This window comes from Streptomyces sp. UC4497 (assembly GCF_054871485.1).
In genome coordinates this window covers 275,178-291,240 of record NZ_JBTYHB010000004.1, presented here as the reverse complement: position 1 = coordinate 291,240, position 16,063 = coordinate 275,178, and the positions used below count along the sequence as shown (strand labels likewise).

Sequence of the window (16,063 nt, the reverse complement as noted above, 5' to 3'; positions counted from 1 at the left end):
GCCATGTCCACTTCCGTCCTCCAAGAGGCGCAGCCGGGCACGGCCGGCGCGCCGCCGGGCACCGAGCTGCCCGGCTCCACCGGGCGCCGGGTCCTGCACGCCCTGTCCCGCGATGTCGGGGCGGTGCTCAGCACCGCCTTCCTGCTCCTGATCGTCCTGATGGCGCTGTTCGCCCCGCTGCTCACCATGATCACGGGGCACGGCCCGGACGCCTTCGACCGCGCGGCCGTCGACACCGACATCGGCGGCCTGCCGCGCGGCTCGTTCGGCGGGATCAGCGCCGAGCACTGGTTCGGCGTCGAGCCGCAGAACGGCCGCGACGTGCTGGCGCGGATCGCATACGGGGCCCGTACCTCGCTTCTGATCGCCGTCGCGGCCACCCTGATCACCACCGCGATCGGCACGGTGCTCGGGGTGCTCGCCGGGTTCCTGCGCGGCTGGGTGGACACGGTGATCTCCCGGCTCATGGACTTCCTGATGGCGTTCCCCGCGCTCATCTTCATGATCGCGATCCTGTCCGCGCTGCCGGGCAGTGGCCGGGCGCCGCTCCTTGTCGTCGTGCTCAGCGTGTTCGGCTGGCCTTATCTGGCGCGCGTGGTGCGCGGGCAGACGCTGGCGCTGGCCGAGCGGGAGTTCGTCGAGGCGGCCAGGGCTTCGGGCGCGGCCAAGTGGCCACTGGTGTTCAAGGAGATCCTGCCGAATCTGCGCAACTCGGTCCTGGTGATGGCGACGTTGTCGGTGCCCGGCTACATCGGCACCGAGGCGGGTCTGTCCTTCCTCGGTGTCGGTGTCACCCCGCCGACGGCGTCGTGGGGGCAGATGATCGCGAGTTCGGTCTCCTGGTACCAGGTCGACCCCCTGTACTTCGCGATCCCCGGCGCCTTCCTCTTCGGCACGGTGCTCTCGCTGACCGTGCTCGGCGACCGGATCCGGCACGCCCTCGACGCGGGGGAGGCCGTCTGATGGCCCGTTATCTCGCCGGACGCCTCGCCTGGGTGGCGCTCATCCTCGTGGCCGTCTGCGTCTTCACGTATCTGATCTTCTTCCAGCTCTCCCCCGACCCGGCCGTGATGATCTGCGGCAAAACCTGCACGGCGGAGCGGATCGAGACCATCAGGTCGTCCCTCGGTCTCGATCTGCCGTTCTTCACCCAGCTGTGGGACTTCCTCAGCGGCATCGTCGTCGGCCGCGACTACGGCAGCGGCGCGAACCTCGTCCACTGCCACGCACCCTGCCTCGGCTACAGCTTCCAGAGCGGCCAGTCCGTCTGGGACATGGTGCTCCAGCGGCTGCCGGTGAGCGCGACCGTCGCGATCGGCGCGGCCGTGCTGTGGCTGCTGGCCGGGGTGGCCTGCGGGCTGCTCAGCGGCGTCAAGGAGGGCACCTGGTGGGACCGCGGCGCGATGAGCCTCGCGCTCGGCGGCTCCAGCATCCCCAACTACGTACTGGCGCTTGCCCTGCAGTACGTGCTCGTGGTCAAGCTCCAGATCCTGCCCTTCCCCGCGGCGGTCTCCTTCGGCGACGACCCGCAGATGTGGCTCGAGTCGTATCTGATGCCGTGGATCGTGCTCGCCACCGGATACGCCTGTCTGTACGCGCGGTTGACCCGCTCCAACGTCATCGACACCCTCTCCGAGAACTTCGTGCGCACGGCGCGGGCGAAGGGTCTGCGGCCGACGCTGCTGATGCGCCGGCACGCGCTGCGCCCCGCGCTCACCCCCATCACCACACTCTTCGGCATGGACTTCGCGGGGCTGCTCGGCGGGGCGATCATCACCGAGACCGTCTTCGGGCTCAACGGCGTGGGCAAGATGGCCTCCGACGCGATCTCCAAGAACGACCAGCCGGTCATCATGGCGGTCACACTCCTCGCGGCCTTCTTCGTGGTGCTCGGCAACCTCGTCGTCGACGTCCTCTACACCTTCCTGGACCCGCGCGTGAGGATCACCGCGTCATGACTGATTTCCCCAACCAACGCGCTTCTACGGACGGTCTGTTGACGGTCGAAGGGCTGACGGTCACGTTCCCCACCGGGCGCGGGCCCGTCGACGTCGTCCGCGATCTGTCGTTCACCGTCGAGCGGGGCGAGACCCTCGGCATCGTCGGCGAGTCCGGCAGCGGGAAGTCCATGACCTCGCTCGCGGTCATGGGCCTGCTCCCGCGCGGCGCGCGCACCAGCGGCAGCGTCCGCTTCCAGGGCCGCGAGCTGCTCGGCCGCCCCGACCGGGAGTTGCGCCGGCTGCGCGGTGACGCGATGTCGATGGTGTTCCAGGACCCGCTGTCCTCGCTCAACCCGTACTACACGGTGGGCCTGCAGATCGCCGAGGCCTACCGCAGCCACCGCGGCGGATCGCGGCGGGCGGCACGCAGGCAGGCCGTCGAGGCGCTCGGCCAGGTCGGCATCCCGAGGCCCGCCGAGCGTGTGGACCACTTCCCGCACCAGTTCTCCGGCGGCCAGCGCCAACGCGTCATGATCGCCATGGCGTTGGTGTGCGAGCCGGCGCTGCTGATCGCGGACGAGCCGACCACCGCCCTCGATGTCACCGTGCAGGACCAGATCCTCACGCTCCTGACCGAACTCCAGCAACAGACCAGCACCGGCATGCTGTTCATCACCCACGACCTGGCGGTCATCGCCAACCTGGCGGGCCGCGTGCTGGTGATGCGGGGCGGCGAGCAACTGGAGTACGCGACGACGGAGGACGTCTTCTGCGCACCCCAACACGCCTATACGAGAAAGCTGTTGGAGGCGATCCCCCGCATCGACGACGAACTGGCCGGGCCCGGCGGGACGCTCGCCGATCTGACACCGCTCGGCGCGGCACAGGAGGACTCCCGGTGACCCCCGACCACTCCGGCTCCGGGCCCGCACCACTGCTGCGCGCCCGCGGGCTGACCAAGACGTTCACCACGCGCGGCTCCCTCGGCCGCACGTCCGTGACCACCGCGGTCGACGACGTGAGCCTCGACATCCACCCCGGCGAGACACTCGCCGTGGTCGGCGAGTCCGGCAGCGGCAAGTCGACCACCGCACGCCTGGTCGCCAAGCTGATGGAACCCACCGCCGGCACCCTGGAGTTCGCGGGCGAGGACGTGACACGCGCGGGCGGCGCCGCGCTCGCCCGCTTCCGCAGCAACGTACAAGTGGTGTTCCAGGACCCGTACTCCTCGCTCAACCCCCGGCACACCGTCGAACGCATCCTGACCGCCCCGCTCGACTACCAGCACCTGCCCATCCCGGGAGGCCGCCGCGCCTTCACCCGCGAGCTGATGGAGCGCGTCGGCCTCAACCCGGACCACGCGCTGCGCTATCCCGCACAGTTCTCCGGCGGGCAGGCGCAGCGGATCGGCATCGCCCGCGCGCTCACGGTCGGCCCGCAGCTGGTGATCTGCGACGAGGCGGTGTCCGCACTCGACGTGTCGGTGCAGGCCCAGGTGATGAACCTGCTGCTGCGCCTGCAACGGGAGAACGGCTTCTCCTACCTGTTCATCGCCCACGATCTCGCCGTGGTCCGCCGGATCGCCCACCGCGTGGCGGTGATGCACCAGGGACGTATCGTCGAGTCCGGCCGCGCCGCGGACGTCTTCGACCAGCCGCAAGACGCGTACACCCGCACCCTGCTCGGGGCGATCCCGCGCATCAACCCGGAGTGGGACCGCCGCAGGCGTGCCGCTCCCCGGACCTCTCAAGGAGTGGAGTCGGCATGACCGAAACGACCCCCGCCACCTCCGTGCCCAGGTCGAGCACCCCGGACCCCCGGATGCCGCGCCTGGCCGAACTGCCGGACTTCGCCGCGTACATGGGCCAGGGGTGGGACGAGGCCGACCGTACGCCGCCCACCGTGCCGGGCGTCGCCGATGCGGCCGCCGCGCACCGGGCGCGGCTCAGTGCTCAGTTCGCCGGTCGGCCGCTCGTGGTCGCCGCCGGACGGGCCCCGGTGCGCAGCAATGACACCGCGTACGACTTCCGGCCCGACAGCGACTTCTACTGGCTGACCGGGTGCGCGGTCGAGGACGCCGTTCTGGTGCTGCGTCCCGCGCCCGGCGGGCACGACGCGGTGCTGTATCTGCCGCCGCCGGCCCGCCCCGGCGAGACCGCGTTCTTCGCGGACGCGGCGCACGGCGAACTGTGGGTGGGCCCGGCCCCCGGCCTGGACGACTGGCGCGAGGCGCTGCGCGTGGACACGGCGCCGCTCGGTGCCCTGGACGAGGCGCTGGCCGCGTGCGCGTCGCAGGGCCCACTGCTCACCGGCCCGCTGGATCCGGACACGGCCCGCCGCCACGGCATCGCGTTCTCCGCCGACCTCGGCCGCACACTCTCCGAGCTGCGCATGGTCAAGGACGCGTGGGAGATCGGCCAGCTGCGCGAGGCCGTGAACCGTACGGTCGAGGGCTTCGCCGCGGTGGTCCGCGAGTTCCCCGCGGCCGTGCGCGGCGGTGGCGAGCGCTGGCTTCAGGGCACCTTCGACCGCTACGCCCGCACGTACGGGAACGGCCCCGGCTACGCCACGATCGTGGGCAGCGGTCGCAACGCCGCGACCCTGCACTGGGTGCGTTGCGACGGGCCCGTGGCCGAGGACGCGGCGGTGCTCCTGGACATGGGCGTCGAGACGAACAGCTACTACACGGCCGACGTCACCCGCACCTTCCCGGCGTCCGGCCGCTTCACCGACGCCCAGCGTTCCGTGCACGACCTGGTGGAGCGCGCGCACCGGGCCGGGCTCGACGCGGTGGGCCCGGGGCGGGAGTGGGCCGACTTCCACACGGCGTCGATGGAGGTGGTCGCGCGCGGCCTGGACGACTGGGGGCTGCTTCCGGTCTCCGTGGACGAGGCCCTCTCCCCCAAGGGCCAGCACCACCGCCGCTATCTGGTGTGCGGCATCGGCCACCACCTCGGCCTCGACGTGCACGACTGCGCCCGCGCCGACTACTCCGCGTACCAGGGCGCCCGCATGGCCCCCGGCATGGTGCTCACGGTCGAGCCGGGCCTGTACTTCCACGCCCATGACACGACGGTGCCGCCGGAGCTGCGCGGCATCGGGGCACGCATCGAGGACGACATTCTGGTGACCGGGTCCGGTTCGGAGGTGCTGTCGGCCGAACTGCCGCTGGACGCGGCCGGGTTGGAGCGGTGGATGGCGGCGTAGCCGGACCGCCACATCCTTACGTGTCTCATATATCGAACACTCATTACCGGTCAGTGAGACACATGAAAGGGTTGTGATCCTCGTACCGTCCGACCGGTACGAGGGTCGCCGGCGTCGAGTGCCGGTGGACGCACACCGCAACACCCCTGGGATTGACCCGAAGATGTCCGCTTCTGCCACCGGCCCGGCCCCTGCCACGTCTGCCGCGCCGTCACCCGCCTCCGGCCCGAACCCGGCCGCGCCGCTCAACCCGCGCTCGCGGGTCCTGATCGCCAGCCTCATCGGGACGACGATCGAGTTCTACGACTTCTACGTCTACGCGACGGCCGCCGTACTCGTCTTCCCCGCGCTCTTCTTCCCCAGCAGCGACCCGACCACCGCGCTCCTGTCGTCGTTCGCCGTGTTCGGCGCCGCGATGGTGGCCCGGCCCATCGGCGCGGCCTTCTTCGGGCACCTCGGTGACCGGCTCGGCCGCAAGAAGACGCTGGTCGTCTCGCTGCTCACGATGGGCATCGCCACCTTCCTGATCGGCGTGCTGCCCACGTACGGGTCGATCGGCTGGGTCGCCACCGCGTTCCTCGTGCTGATGCGGCTCGCGCAGGGCTTCGCGCTCGGCGGCGAGTGGAGCGGCGCGGCGCTGGTCGCCACGGAGAACGCGCCTCCGGGCAAGCGGGCGCTGTGGGGCACGTTCCCGCAGCTGGGCGCGCCGCTCGGGTTCATCATCGGCAACGGCCTCTTCCTGGTCATCGCCGCCCTGCTGCCGTCCGCGGCGGGCGCCGACCCCTCGCAGCCTTCGCAGGCGTTCCTGTCGTGGGGCTGGCGGATCCCGTTCCTGTTCTCGGCCGTGATGGTCGCGATCGGCCTGTGGGTGCGCACGCGCCTGGTCGAGGCGGAGGTCTTCACCAAGACGCAGGAGACCAAGAAGGTCCGCAAGCTGCCGCTGGCGACCGTGTTCCGGCACCACTGGAAGCAGCTGATCCTCGGCACCTTCGCGATGCTGGCGACGTACGTGCTCTTCTACCTGATGACGACGTTCTCGCTGAGCTACGGCCGCACCGCGAAGGACGCCGCCGTCCCCGGGCTCGGCTACAGCTACACCACGTTCGTGCTGATGCTGATCTTCGGCGTGGTCTTCTTCGCCGCGTTCACGCTCATCTCCGGGCCGCTGGCCGACAAGTACGGCCGCCGCAAGACGCTGGCGTGGATCACCGCGGGCATCTTCGTGTTCGGCCTGGTGTGGGTGCCGCTGATCGGGCTCGGCACGCTCGGTGTGGTGCTGTGGCTGGTCCTCGGCTTCACGCTGATGGGCCTGACCTTCGGCCCGATGGGCGCGCTGCTCCCGGAGATGTTCCCGACGTCCGTGCGCTACACCGGCTCCGGCATCTCCTACAACGTCAGCTCCGTCCTCGGCGCGGCCGTCGCCCCCTTCATCGCGGTGGCGCTGTGGGAGGCCGGCGACGGCTCTCCGTGGCTGGTCGGCGTCTACCTGTCGGCGATGGCCGTCCTCACCCTCGTCGCGCTGCTGTGCAGCAAGGAGACGAAGGATGTGGAACTGGAGGCGGGCGAGAGCCCGGCGTAACCGCCCTCTACGTAAGTGCCCGGGTCGCCCCTTCGCGGGCGGCCCGGGCTCTTGCGTGTCACACCCTGCCCGGGTCGAACGACTTCAACACGACGCGCAGCGCCTGCCGGTTCGTGCTGGCAGTGAAGGCGTCGGCGGGAGTCGTCCAGCGCAGGGAGAAGCCGCGCTCGCCGCCGAGGCGGAAGCCGCGCCCGAAGGTCCGCACCCGCTCGTCCCCGCTGCCGGCGAGCCACTCCATGTCGGCGGCCCGGTACCCCTGGTAGGTCGTGCCGCGGATGTCCCCGACGCGCCGGTAGCCGGTCCGCTGCCGCAGTCCGGGTTCCACATTGTCGCGCCAGACGGCGACCGGGTCCCGGTCGACGCGTTCGGTGTACGTGACGGCCAAGCCGCGGGCGTCCCCGCTCGCCCCGAAGTCGACGCGGTAGGCGCCGTCCGGCGCGCGCGTGATGCCCTGGCGCCGCCAGCCCTCCGGCAGGGCGAGGGAGAAGCCCTCGGGCGCGTCGTAGCGGCGGAAACCGGGCGGCAGGGCAGGCGCCGTGCCGGACGGGGTGGAGGAGGCGGTGGGCCGCGGGGAAGTGGCGCGTCCCGAGGCACCGCCGGGCGAGGCGGAGCCCGACGAGCCGGTTCCGGACGACTGGTGGGTGACGGCCAGGACCGCGACCGTCACCGTGACGACGGCCAGTGTGGTTCCCACCGCCATGGCCCGCCCGCCCCAGGCCCGGCCCGCCCTCCGGGCCGCCGCGTACGCGCAGCCGCGCAGCCGGGGCGGTGGCGGTGGCGCCGCGACCGCGTCCGGATCCTCGTCCAGTACGCGGCTGAGGACCTCACGCACCACGCCTCGGGGAAGCCGCTCCCGGGAGTCCTTGCGCAGCAGCCCCTCCACGGCCCGGGTCAGCGAGCCGGCCCGCTGCGGGGCGCGCAGCGGCTGCCGGTCCACGCTCCGCAGCGTGAGTTCGGACGGGCCCCGGTCGCGGTAGGGCGGCCGTCCCTCGACCATGCGGTACAGCAGCGCGCCGAGTGCCCACAGGTCGGATGCGGGCCCGATGCGTTCGTCGCGGGCCTGTTCCGGGGAGGCGTACGCGGGCGCGGTGATCCTCGGGGCCAGGGTGGCGCCGGCGAGGCCGAAGCCGGTGAGCACGATGCCGCCCCGGTCGCGCACGAACACCTGGCCGGGGCCGAGTTCGCCGTGGGTGATGCCCTGCGCGTGGGCGGCGTCCAGCACGTCGAGCAGCTCGAGGCCGATCCGGGCCGCCCGCATGTAGGTGAACGGCCCCTCCACGTCGAGGAGTTCCCCCAGGGGTAGTCCTTCGATCCCCTCGGTGACGGTCCACAGCACCCCGGCTTCCGCGACCGCGTCGACCACCGTCGCGACCCGGCCCGGCCTCAGCAGCCGGACGGCCTCGGCGGTTCGCAGGACGCGCGCGGTGATGCGGCGGGCGGCCTTCCGGTCCGTGTCGTCCGGGAGCAGGATCCGTGTGAGCAGTCGGGGGCGCCCGGCCTCCAGGTCCTCACCGCGCCAGCAGACGTGGTTCGTCTCCCGGTGGACGACCTCCAGGAGCCGGTACCGCCCGGCGACCGTGCCTGCGGCGGACCCGTACCCCTCGACCATGGTCATCCCTCCGTTGAGCCCGCGGCCGGTATCTCGTCCAGGGATACGAGGGACGGGGCCGGGTGTGTTCACCCGGCCCCGCGGAAGGTGCCCGCCACGCTCAACTGCGCCCGAGCATCCCGGCGTTGAGGACGGTGCCGCCCAGGCTCCAGCCGCCGTCGGCGACCTCTTCGAGGATGACGAGAGTGGTGGCGCGGGCGCGCTCTCCGTAGACGTCCACGAACGCGTCGGTGACGGCGTCCTGCAACTTCTTCTTGGAGGCCGCCGTGAGCGTGTCGGAGGGAACCTTGAGGTTGGCGAAGGGCATGGGGTGCGTTCCTTTCACAATCATTCGTTGCTTACACGAGGTGGGGTGGTGGGCGGCGCCTTGCTCAGCGTCGCGACCTGGTCGTCCGCCTTGGCCACGATGCGGCGCCCGCGGCCTGCGTGCCAGGGGATGACATCCCCTGGGTCGGCGGCCCACCGGCGGGCCCCATGCGCGCAGACTGGGTGCGTGGCTTCTCTCAAGTACACCGAGCTCGGCGCCTTCCTGCGCTCGCGCCGCGAACGCATCCGCCCCGAGGACGTCGGCCTGATCACCGGTCCGCGCCGCCGGGTGCCGGGGCTGCGCCGCGAGGAGGTGGCGCAGCTCGCGGGCGCCTCGGTCGACTACTACAACGAGCTGGAGCGGGGCGCGGGCTCCCAACCCTCGGAGCAGATGCTCGCGGCGCTGGCCCGCGCGCTGCGCCTGACGTCGGACGAGCGCGACTATCTGTACCGCCTCGCCGACCGCCCGCTGCCCGCCGTCGGAGGGCCGCGGGCGCATGTTCATCCCGGCATGCTGGATCTGCTTACACGGCTGACCTCGACGCCGGCGCAGGTCATCACCGATCTGCACGTCACGCTCGTGCAGAACCCGCTCGCGGTCGCGCTGCTCGGCGACCATGCGCGCTTCCGCGGCAAGAACGTGAGCTTCGTGCACCGCTGGTTCACGGACCCCGACGCGCGACGCCTGTACCCCGAGGCGGATCACGAGGCGCAGTCCAGCGCGTTCGTCGCCGATCTGCGGTCCGCGGCGGCGCGCCGCGACGCGAAGGACCCCGAGGCCCGCACCCTCATCGCGGAACTGACCGCGCGCTCCGCCGAGTTCGCCGCCCTGTGGGCCCGGCACGAGGTCAAGGTCCGGGCGAACGACCGCAAGCGCATCAACCACCCCAGCCTCGGCACGCTGGAGGTCAACTGCCTCAACCTGTTCAGCGAGGACGGCCGACAGCGGCTGCTGTGGTTCACGCCCGCGCTGGGCACCGACAGCGCGGACAAGCTGGAGCTGCTCGCCGTCATCGGGACACAACTCACCGACACCCCGCAATGACCGGTCGCGGACTCCAGTGACGCACCGTCAGGCGCCCGTTTCCCTGTGACGCCCCGTCAGGCACCTGCTTCCGGCGGCGGCGACGCGAGCCGCGGCGGCCACACCCCTGCAACCAGCACGCCCTCCGCGTACGCCCGCGCCACCAGTTCCGTACGGTTCGACGCGCCCCAGCGGCGCGACAGTTGGCGCAGGTGGTAGGTGACGCCGTCGGTCGTCAGGCCGGTCTCGCGTGCCGCGCGGGCCGTCGTCGCGCCCGCCGCGAGCAGCTCCAGTATCCGCGCCTCCTGCGGGTGCGCGGGCGCGGACGCGGACGGCTTCGGGTCGGACACGACGGCCGTGTCGAGCACCCGTACCGTCACCAGCAGATCGGGCACGCGGCTCGCGGTCTCGCTCACCGTGTCGACGATCAACTCGCCCCGGCGCCGCGCCCCGTCGCCGCCGCGCCAGGCCACCGCCACCGTGTAGCGCGAGCGGCGGCGCGCCTTCAGCGCCTGTGCGATCCGGTCGACCTGCGCCGCGTCGACCGGCACGAACAGGTCGAGGATCGCGCGCCCCTTGAGGCGGCCCGCGGTGGTGCCCCACTCCAGGGCGAACGCGGCGTTCACCAGCCGTACGTCACCGTAGGGATCGCACACCGCGACCGGCATCGGGATCCGGTCGAACAGCACCATCGCGCGATTGCGCCACACCACGGCGTCCCCGGTGTCCACCGACGCCTCGCCTCCCGCCTCCGTACGTACCGCCGTGCCACGGACGGCGCCCGCGCACAAGTCCGATACACCGTCAGCCACTACACAATCATGTAGTGGACCTGGACTGGCCGGCAGGGGGAGCGGATCAAGCTGGAAGACGCAGCTCCCCCACGCTGCGCCAGCAGGTTCCCCCTCGCGAAAGGCACCGCCCCACCATGCCGGACTCCGCGCCCGCCCCCTCCCCCACGCCCGACGACAGCGCCTACGCCGCCGCCGGTGTCCCCGTCGTCGACGTCACCGCCACCGGCCTCGGCCCCGGACCGCTGCAGCAGATCATGGGCCTGATGCGGGAGCACGGTCCGCAGCTGGTGCGGCGGGTGCACGGCCGGGACGCCCTGTTCGTCTCCGACCTCGACCTCGTCACCGAGCTCGCCGACGAGACCCGATTCACCAAGAGCATCGGGCCCGCGCTGCGCAACGTCCGCGAGTTCGCCGCCGACGGCCTGTTCACCGCCTACAACGACGAGCCGAACTGGGTGCGCGCCCACGACATCCTGATGCCGGCCTTCGCGCTCGGCTCCATGCGGACGTACCACCCGGTGATGTACGAGGTCGCGCGCCGCCTCGTCGACTCCTGGGACCTGGCCGCGGCCGACGGCAGCCCGGTCGACGTGCCCGGTGACATGACGCGGATGACGCTCGACACCATCGGACTCGCCGGATTCGGCTACGACTTCGCCTCCTTCGCGAGCAGCGAGCCGCACCCGTTCGTCGAGGCGATGGTGCGCTGCCTGGAGTGGAGCATGAAGCGCCTGGCGCGGGTGCCGGGCGGCGACTACGAGGCCGTCGACGCGGCGTTCCGCGCCGACGCCGACTATCTCGCCCAGGTCGTCGACGACGTGATCAGCGCGCGCGTCGAGAGCGGCGAGCGGCACACCGACGACCTGCTCGGCCTGATGCTGACGGCGCAGCACCCGCAGGACGGCTCCACGTTGGACACCGCCAACATCCGCAACCAGGTCATCACGTTCCTGATCGCCGGGCACGAGACGACGTCGGGCGCCATGTCCTTCGCCCTGTACTACCTCGCCAAGAACCCGGCCGCCCTCGATCTCGTACGCCGCGAGGTGGACGCCCTGTGGGGTGACACCACGGACCCGGCGCCGGACTTCGACGAGGTCGGCCGGCTCACGTACACCCGGCAGGTCCTCAACGAGGCGCTGCGGCTGTGGCCCACGGCCGCCGCGTTCAGTCGGGAGGCCCGCGAGGACACCTTGCTCGGCGGCCGCATTCCGCTGCGCGCGGGGCAGGCCGTGACCGTCATGTCGCCGATGCTGCACCGGCAGCCGGTGTGGGGCGACAACCCGGAGCGCTTCGACCCGAACCGGTTCACGCCCGAAGCCGAGGCGGCGCGTTCCCCGCACGCCTTCAAGCCCTTCGGCACCGGTGAACGGGCCTGCATCGGGCGGCAGTTCGCGCTGCACGAGGCGACGATGCTGCTCGCGATGCTCGTGCACCGCTACCGTCTGGTCGATCACGCCGACTACGAGCTCTCCGTGAAGGAGACCCTCACCCTGAAGCCCGACGGCTTCACCCTCACCCTCGCGCCGCGCACCCCGGCCGACCGCCGACACACTCCCCTGCCCGGCGCCACCGGCAAGGCCGAGGCGGACCTGGTGGCCGACACACTGCCGACGCGGGTACTGCCCGGCACTCGCGCCCTGTTCCTGCACGGCAGCAACTACGGCACCTGCACGGGGCTCGCCGCCCAGCTAGCCGACGAGGCCGCCGCGCTCGGCTGCGAGACGGAGGTCGCACCGCTGGACGCGTACGCGGAGGGTCTGCCGACCGACCGGCCCGTGGTGATCGTCGCCGCGTCCTACAACGGCCGACCCACAGACGACGCCGGGCAGTTCGCCGCCCGGCTCGACGCCGAGGCACCTTCGAACGGCGTGGGGTACGCCGTGCTCGGTGTCGGCGACCGCAACTGGGCCGCCACCTACCAGCACTTCCCCACCCGCATCGACGAGCGCCTGGCCGCGCAGGGCGCCGAGCGGCTGTGCGAGCGGGCCGCCGCCGACGCCTCCGGCGACCTGGGCGGCACCGTCCGCACCTTCACCGCCGACCTGCGCACCGCGCTCCTGGAGCAATACGGGGACCCGGAGGCCACTGCCGCGAACACCCCCGTCGAGCCCACCACCCCGTACGAGATCCGGGAGATCACCGGTGGGCCGCTGGACGCCGCGGTGGCCCGGCACGGGCTCGCTCCGCTGACCGTCACCGAGGCGCGGGACCTGACGGCGCCCGGCCACCCCCGCGTCAAGCGGTTCGTGCGGCTCGCGCTGCCCGATGGTGTGTCGTACCGGACCGGCGACCACCTCGCGGTGCTGCCCGCGCACGAGGACGGGCTCGTCGACCGCGCGCTCAAGGTCCTCGACCTCGACCCGGACGCGGTGCTCGACATCCGTGACTCCCGCCCGCGGCGCGACGCCCCGCCCCTCGACCGGCCCGTGACCGTACGCGAACTGCTCACGTACCACGTGGAGTTGCAGCACCGTCCGGGCCCGGACGAGGTGGCCGCGCTCGCCGCCGCGAACCCCTGCCCGCCGGAGGCCGCCGCGCTGCGGGAGCTGTCCGCCGACGACCCGCGCACTTTCCTTGACCTGGTCGAGGACCACCCGGCGCTGCGCGAAGCCCTCGACTGGAACCGCCTCCTGGGCCTCCTTCCGCCGCTGCGCCCGCGCCACTACTCGATCTCGTCCAGCCCGGCCGAACTCCCGGGCCACGTCGACCTGATGGTGTCCGTACTCGACGCGCCCGCCGCCTCCGGCAACGGCCGCTACCGGGGCACGGGCTCGCACCACCTGGCCGCCCTGCGCCCCGGCGACACCGTCCTCGGCCGCGTCCAGCCGTGCCGCGACGCCTTCCGCATCGCCCCGGACACTCCGGAACCCGTCATCATGATCGCCGCAGGGACGGGACTCGCCCCGTTCCGCGGAGTGGTCGCCGACCGAGCGGCGCAGGGCACCCAGCTGCCGCCCGCGCTCCTCTACTTCGGCTGCGACCACCCCGAGCGGGACTTCATGCATGCCGACGAACTCCGCGCCGCCGACGCCGCGGGCGCGATCTCGCTCCGCCCCGTCTTCAGCGACGCGCCGGTCGAGGGCCACGCCTTCGTCCAGCACCGCATCGCCGCCGAGGGCGCGGAGATCGGCCGCCTCCTCGACGCGGGGGCGCGGGTGTACGTGTGCGGGGACGGCGCCCGGATGGCCCCCGGCGTCCGCGCCGCGTTCCGGGCACTCCACCGCGAGCGCACCCCGGGAGCCGACGAGTCCGCGGCCGAACAGTGGCTCACGGAGCTGATGGCCGAGGGCCGCTACGTGGAGGACGTGTACGGGGGCTGACCGCGCATGCCCCACCCCAGCGGGCCGGCTCCGGCTGTCACTGCGCTACGCCGGTGCGGGGCAGCCGACCGACCCGCTGACGGCTTGCCGTAACGCGGTAAGGCGTCAGTCCGCCGCCGGCACCAGCGCCGCCGCCGCCGAGCGCGCCGCGGTCAGGGCCTGGCGGCGTTCGGCGCCCGGCTGGCCCAGGACGACGCGGGTGCTCAAACCGTCGAGCAGCGCGAGGAGTTGGGCCGCGCGGCCGGGGACGTCGTCGACGGCGAAGGCGCCGCGGTCCACTCCCTTGGTGAGGATCGCCTCCAGGTCGCGCTGCCAGCCCTGGTCCAACTCCTGCTGCGCGGCGCGCAGTTCGTCGTCGGCGCCGGATCGTGCCCACAGCTCGATCCAGAGCATCCAGCGCGGGTCGCGGGGGCCGGCCGGCAGATACAGGTCCAGGAAGAGGTCGAGCCGGCGGGCCGGAGTCACCCGGCGGGCCAGCAGCCCCGCCCGCTCCTCGGTGAGCGCGGCCTCGCTGTACCGCAGGGCCTCGACGAGCAGCAGGTTCTTCGAGCCGAAGTAGTAGAGCAGGTGGCCGCCGCTGGTGCCGAGCCGCTTGGCGAGCGAGGCCATGGTCAGGGACGCGAGGCCCTGCTCGGCGACGACGGCCGTCGCCTCCTGGAGCGTACGGGTCCGCAGATCGCCGCCCGGCCGCCCCGGCCGTGCCGCTGTCGACCCTGCCATCCGTGCCGCCCCTCACCTCTGTTCGTACTGATCGCAGCCTACCTCTTGACGCGGGGCGGCACTCCGCCGCATCTTGAATGCCATTCAAGTTTCTTGAACGGCATTCAAGCCGTTCCCCTGCGACGAGAGGCGGCGGCATGACGGCACACCCGACCGCACGGAACGCCCCCACGCCGGACGCGCCCCCGCAGCCGGCCCGGGACGAGGTGTTCCAGGTCGAGGAGCACGGCATCGACCCGATCCCCGAGTCCGAACGGCACGGCGGGGCACGGGACCTGTTCTGGCTCTGGTTCGGTTCGAACCTGACGTTCACCTACGTCATCAACGGCGCGCTCGCCGTCTCGTTCGGACTGTCCTTCTGGGAGGCCGTGCTCGCGGTCGTCCTCGGCGGCCTGACGTTCTTCGCCATCAGCGCGGCAGGCATGAGCGGCGTACGGACGGGCACGGCGACGCTGGTGATCTCCCGCGCCGCGTTCGGCGTGCGCGGCAACTGGCCTGCGGGCCTGCTGAACTGGATCGTCAGCATCGGCTACACCATCGTGAACACCGTCGTCGGTGTCCTCGCGCTCCAGGCGATCTGCGCCGAACTCGGCTGGCACGGCACCGCCGCCCGCGCCGCGAGCCTCGCCGCCACCCTGGCCCTCACCTTCGCCGTCGCCCTGTGGGGCCACGCCACCGTGCAGTGGGCCGAGCGCTGGATGGCGTACGCGCTGACCATCGGGTTCGCGGCGATGCTGCTGTTCCTGCTGCCGGGCACGGACACCGGCGCCGCGCCCGCGCCGGGCGGCGCGGCCGCCTGGTCCCTCGCGTTCGTCGTGGTCCTCGCCGGGCCGATCAGCTATGTGCCGATGCCCGCCGACTACACCCGCTACCTGCCGGCGACCACCACGATGCGCGCGCTCACCTGGAACGGGGCGCTCGGCGGACTCATCTCCTCGGTGGCCCTCGGCGTCGCCGGCGCGGCGGCCGCGACGCAGGCCGACCTCACGGACGCGGTGGCCGGGACGCAGGGGCTGCTGCCGACCTGGTTCCAGCCGCTGTTCCTCTCCCTGGTACTCGGCGGCTCGGTCACCAACTCGATCATCACGCTGTACTCGTCGAGCCTCAACCTCCAGGTCCTCGGCATCCCTTGGAGCCGCGCGAAGGCGATCCTGATCAGCGCGGCGGTGACGGCCGCCGGTTCGCTCGCGGCGCTGTTCCTGGTCGACTTCACGGAGTCGCTGCTGTCGTTCCTCTCGCTGCTCGTCATCGTGTTCGCGCCGTGGGGCGGTGTCTTCCTCACCGACATGGTGCTGCGCCGCTGCCGCTACGACGCCGAGTCCCTGCACACCGGACGCGCGGGCCGCTACTGGTACCGCGCCGGCTTCAGCCCCGCCGGCCTCACCGCCCTGGTCGTCGGCATGGTCTTCGCGGCGCTCACCTGCGACAGCGCCCTGTGGCGCGGCCCGCTCGTGGTCCCGCTCGGCGGCATGGACCTCAGCGCCCTCGGCGCCGTCGTCGCGGCCGTCGTGTACGCGGCGCTCGCCCGCTCCAGCGCGCGCCCGCACACCGCGTGACACCC

The 16,063-nt window shown here is 72.4% G+C and carries 13 protein-coding genes; 9 read left to right on the top strand and 4 right to left on the bottom strand.

Annotation, left to right across the window (positions count from 1 at the left end):
• Positions 1-3 precede the first annotated feature (3 nt).
• The 6 genes from ACYSUO_RS08500 (at position 4) to ACYSUO_RS08475 (ending at position 6,726) form a co-directional block, all read left to right on the top strand.
• Entirely contained in the window at positions 4-963 is a 960-nt protein-coding gene (locus ACYSUO_RS08500) for an ABC transporter permease (RefSeq protein ID WP_461775424.1), read from the top strand.
• Positions 963-1,958, top strand: a complete 996-nt coding sequence (locus ACYSUO_RS08495) for an ABC transporter permease (protein ID WP_266717189.1) — start codon at positions 963-965, stop codon at positions 1,956-1,958. Before ACYSUO_RS08500 ends, ACYSUO_RS08495 begins: the two co-directional genes overlap by 1 nt.
• Positions 1,955-2,842 carry an ABC transporter ATP-binding protein gene (locus ACYSUO_RS08490; RefSeq protein WP_461775423.1) on the top strand — a complete coding sequence of 296 codons (888 nt, stop codon included), beginning with the start codon at positions 1,955-1,957 and terminating at the stop codon, positions 2,840-2,842. The genes ACYSUO_RS08495 and ACYSUO_RS08490 overlap by 4 nt, the downstream gene beginning before the upstream one ends.
• Positions 2,839-3,708: an ATP-binding cassette domain-containing protein gene (locus ACYSUO_RS08485; protein WP_461775422.1), complete on the top strand. Its 870-nt coding sequence runs from the start codon at positions 2,839-2,841 to the stop codon at positions 3,706-3,708. The genes ACYSUO_RS08490 and ACYSUO_RS08485 overlap by 4 nt, the downstream gene beginning before the upstream one ends.
• On the top strand, positions 3,705-5,147 hold the full coding sequence (locus tag ACYSUO_RS08480) for an aminopeptidase P family protein (RefSeq protein WP_461775421.1): 1,443 nt from the start codon (positions 3,705-3,707) through the stop codon (positions 5,145-5,147). The genes ACYSUO_RS08485 and ACYSUO_RS08480 overlap by 4 nt, the downstream gene beginning before the upstream one ends.
• Positions 5,148-5,310: 163 nt before the next feature.
• Positions 5,311-6,726 (top strand): MFS transporter, encoded by a 1,416-nt coding sequence (locus ACYSUO_RS08475; RefSeq protein ID WP_461775420.1) that lies wholly within the window; start codon positions 5,311-5,313, stop codon positions 6,724-6,726.
• A 58-nt stretch (positions 6,727-6,784) separates the two neighbouring features.
• Here ACYSUO_RS08475 and ACYSUO_RS08470 read toward each other — a convergent pair whose 3' ends face one another.
• Both ACYSUO_RS08470 and ACYSUO_RS08465 read right to left on the bottom strand, forming a co-directional pair.
• On the bottom strand, positions 6,785-8,341 hold the full coding sequence (locus ACYSUO_RS08470; protein ID WP_461775419.1) for a serine/threonine-protein kinase: 1,557 nt from the start codon (positions 8,339-8,341) through the stop codon (positions 6,785-6,787).
• A gap of 94 nt (positions 8,342-8,435) precedes the next feature.
• Positions 8,436-8,642 (bottom strand): tautomerase family protein, encoded by a 207-nt coding sequence (locus ACYSUO_RS08465; RefSeq protein WP_461775418.1) that lies wholly within the window; start codon positions 8,640-8,642, stop codon positions 8,436-8,438.
• A 186-nt stretch (positions 8,643-8,828) separates the two neighbouring features.
• On the opposite strand from ACYSUO_RS08465, the gene ACYSUO_RS08460 reads away from it, so the two are divergent.
• On the top strand, positions 8,829-9,686 hold the full coding sequence (locus ACYSUO_RS08460; RefSeq protein ID WP_461775417.1) for a helix-turn-helix transcriptional regulator: 858 nt from the start codon (positions 8,829-8,831) through the stop codon (positions 9,684-9,686).
• A 56-nt stretch (positions 9,687-9,742) separates the two neighbouring features.
• Here ACYSUO_RS08460 and ACYSUO_RS08455 read toward each other — a convergent pair whose 3' ends face one another.
• On the bottom strand, positions 9,743-10,357 hold the full coding sequence (locus tag ACYSUO_RS08455) for a helix-turn-helix transcriptional regulator (protein ID WP_461775503.1): 615 nt from the start codon (positions 10,355-10,357) through the stop codon (positions 9,743-9,745).
• Between the two features lie 236 nt (positions 10,358-10,593).
• Here ACYSUO_RS08455 and ACYSUO_RS08450 point away from each other — a divergent pair, with 236 nt between their 5' ends.
• Entirely contained in the window at positions 10,594-13,782 is a 3,189-nt protein-coding gene (locus tag ACYSUO_RS08450) for a bifunctional cytochrome P450/NADPH--P450 reductase (protein ID WP_461775416.1), read from the top strand.
• 105 nt (positions 13,783-13,887) lie between these two features.
• On the opposite strand, the gene ACYSUO_RS08445 is transcribed toward ACYSUO_RS08450, so the two are convergent.
• Positions 13,888-14,502: a TetR/AcrR family transcriptional regulator gene (locus ACYSUO_RS08445; protein WP_461775415.1), complete on the bottom strand. Its 615-nt coding sequence runs from the start codon at positions 14,500-14,502 to the stop codon at positions 13,888-13,890.
• Between the two features lie 137 nt (positions 14,503-14,639).
• Between ACYSUO_RS08445 and ACYSUO_RS08440 the strand changes: the two genes are divergently transcribed.
• Entirely contained in the window at positions 14,640-16,058 is a 1,419-nt protein-coding gene (locus tag ACYSUO_RS08440; RefSeq protein WP_461775414.1) for a purine-cytosine permease family protein, read from the top strand.
• Positions 16,059-16,063 lie beyond the last annotated feature (5 nt).

What these genes read in the sequence shown, in the direction of transcription:
- ACYSUO_RS08465 (WP_461775418.1), bottom strand. Translation starts at nt 8,642, where the DNA reads ATGCCCTTCGCCAACCTCAAGGTTCCCTCCGACACGCTCACGGCGGCC.
- ACYSUO_RS08480 (WP_461775421.1), top strand. Translation starts at nt 3,705, where the DNA reads ATGACCGAAACGACCCCCGCCACCTCCGTGCCCAGGTCGAGCACCCCG.
- ACYSUO_RS08495 (WP_266717189.1), top strand. Translation starts at nt 963, where the DNA reads ATGGCCCGTTATCTCGCCGGACGCCTCGCCTGGGTGGCGCTCATCCTC.
- ACYSUO_RS08450 (WP_461775416.1), top strand. Translation starts at nt 10,594, where the DNA reads ATGCCGGACTCCGCGCCCGCCCCCTCCCCCACGCCCGACGACAGCGCC.
- ACYSUO_RS08470 (WP_461775419.1), bottom strand. Translation starts at nt 8,341, where the DNA reads ATGACCATGGTCGAGGGGTACGGGTCCGCCGCAGGCACGGTCGCCGGG.
- ACYSUO_RS08475 (WP_461775420.1), top strand. Translation starts at nt 5,311, where the DNA reads ATGTCCGCTTCTGCCACCGGCCCGGCCCCTGCCACGTCTGCCGCGCCG.
- ACYSUO_RS08490 (WP_461775423.1), top strand. Translation starts at nt 1,955, where the DNA reads ATGACTGATTTCCCCAACCAACGCGCTTCTACGGACGGTCTGTTGACG.
- ACYSUO_RS08455 (WP_461775503.1), bottom strand. Translation starts at nt 10,357, where the DNA reads ATGGTGCTGTTCGACCGGATCCCGATGCCGGTCGCGGTGTGCGATCCC.
- ACYSUO_RS08445 (WP_461775415.1), bottom strand. Translation starts at nt 14,502, where the DNA reads ATGGCAGGGTCGACAGCGGCACGGCCGGGGCGGCCGGGCGGCGATCTG.
- ACYSUO_RS08440 (WP_461775414.1), top strand. Translation starts at nt 14,640, where the DNA reads ATGACGGCACACCCGACCGCACGGAACGCCCCCACGCCGGACGCGCCC.
- ACYSUO_RS08500 (WP_461775424.1), top strand. Translation starts at nt 4, where the DNA reads ATGTCCACTTCCGTCCTCCAAGAGGCGCAGCCGGGCACGGCCGGCGCG.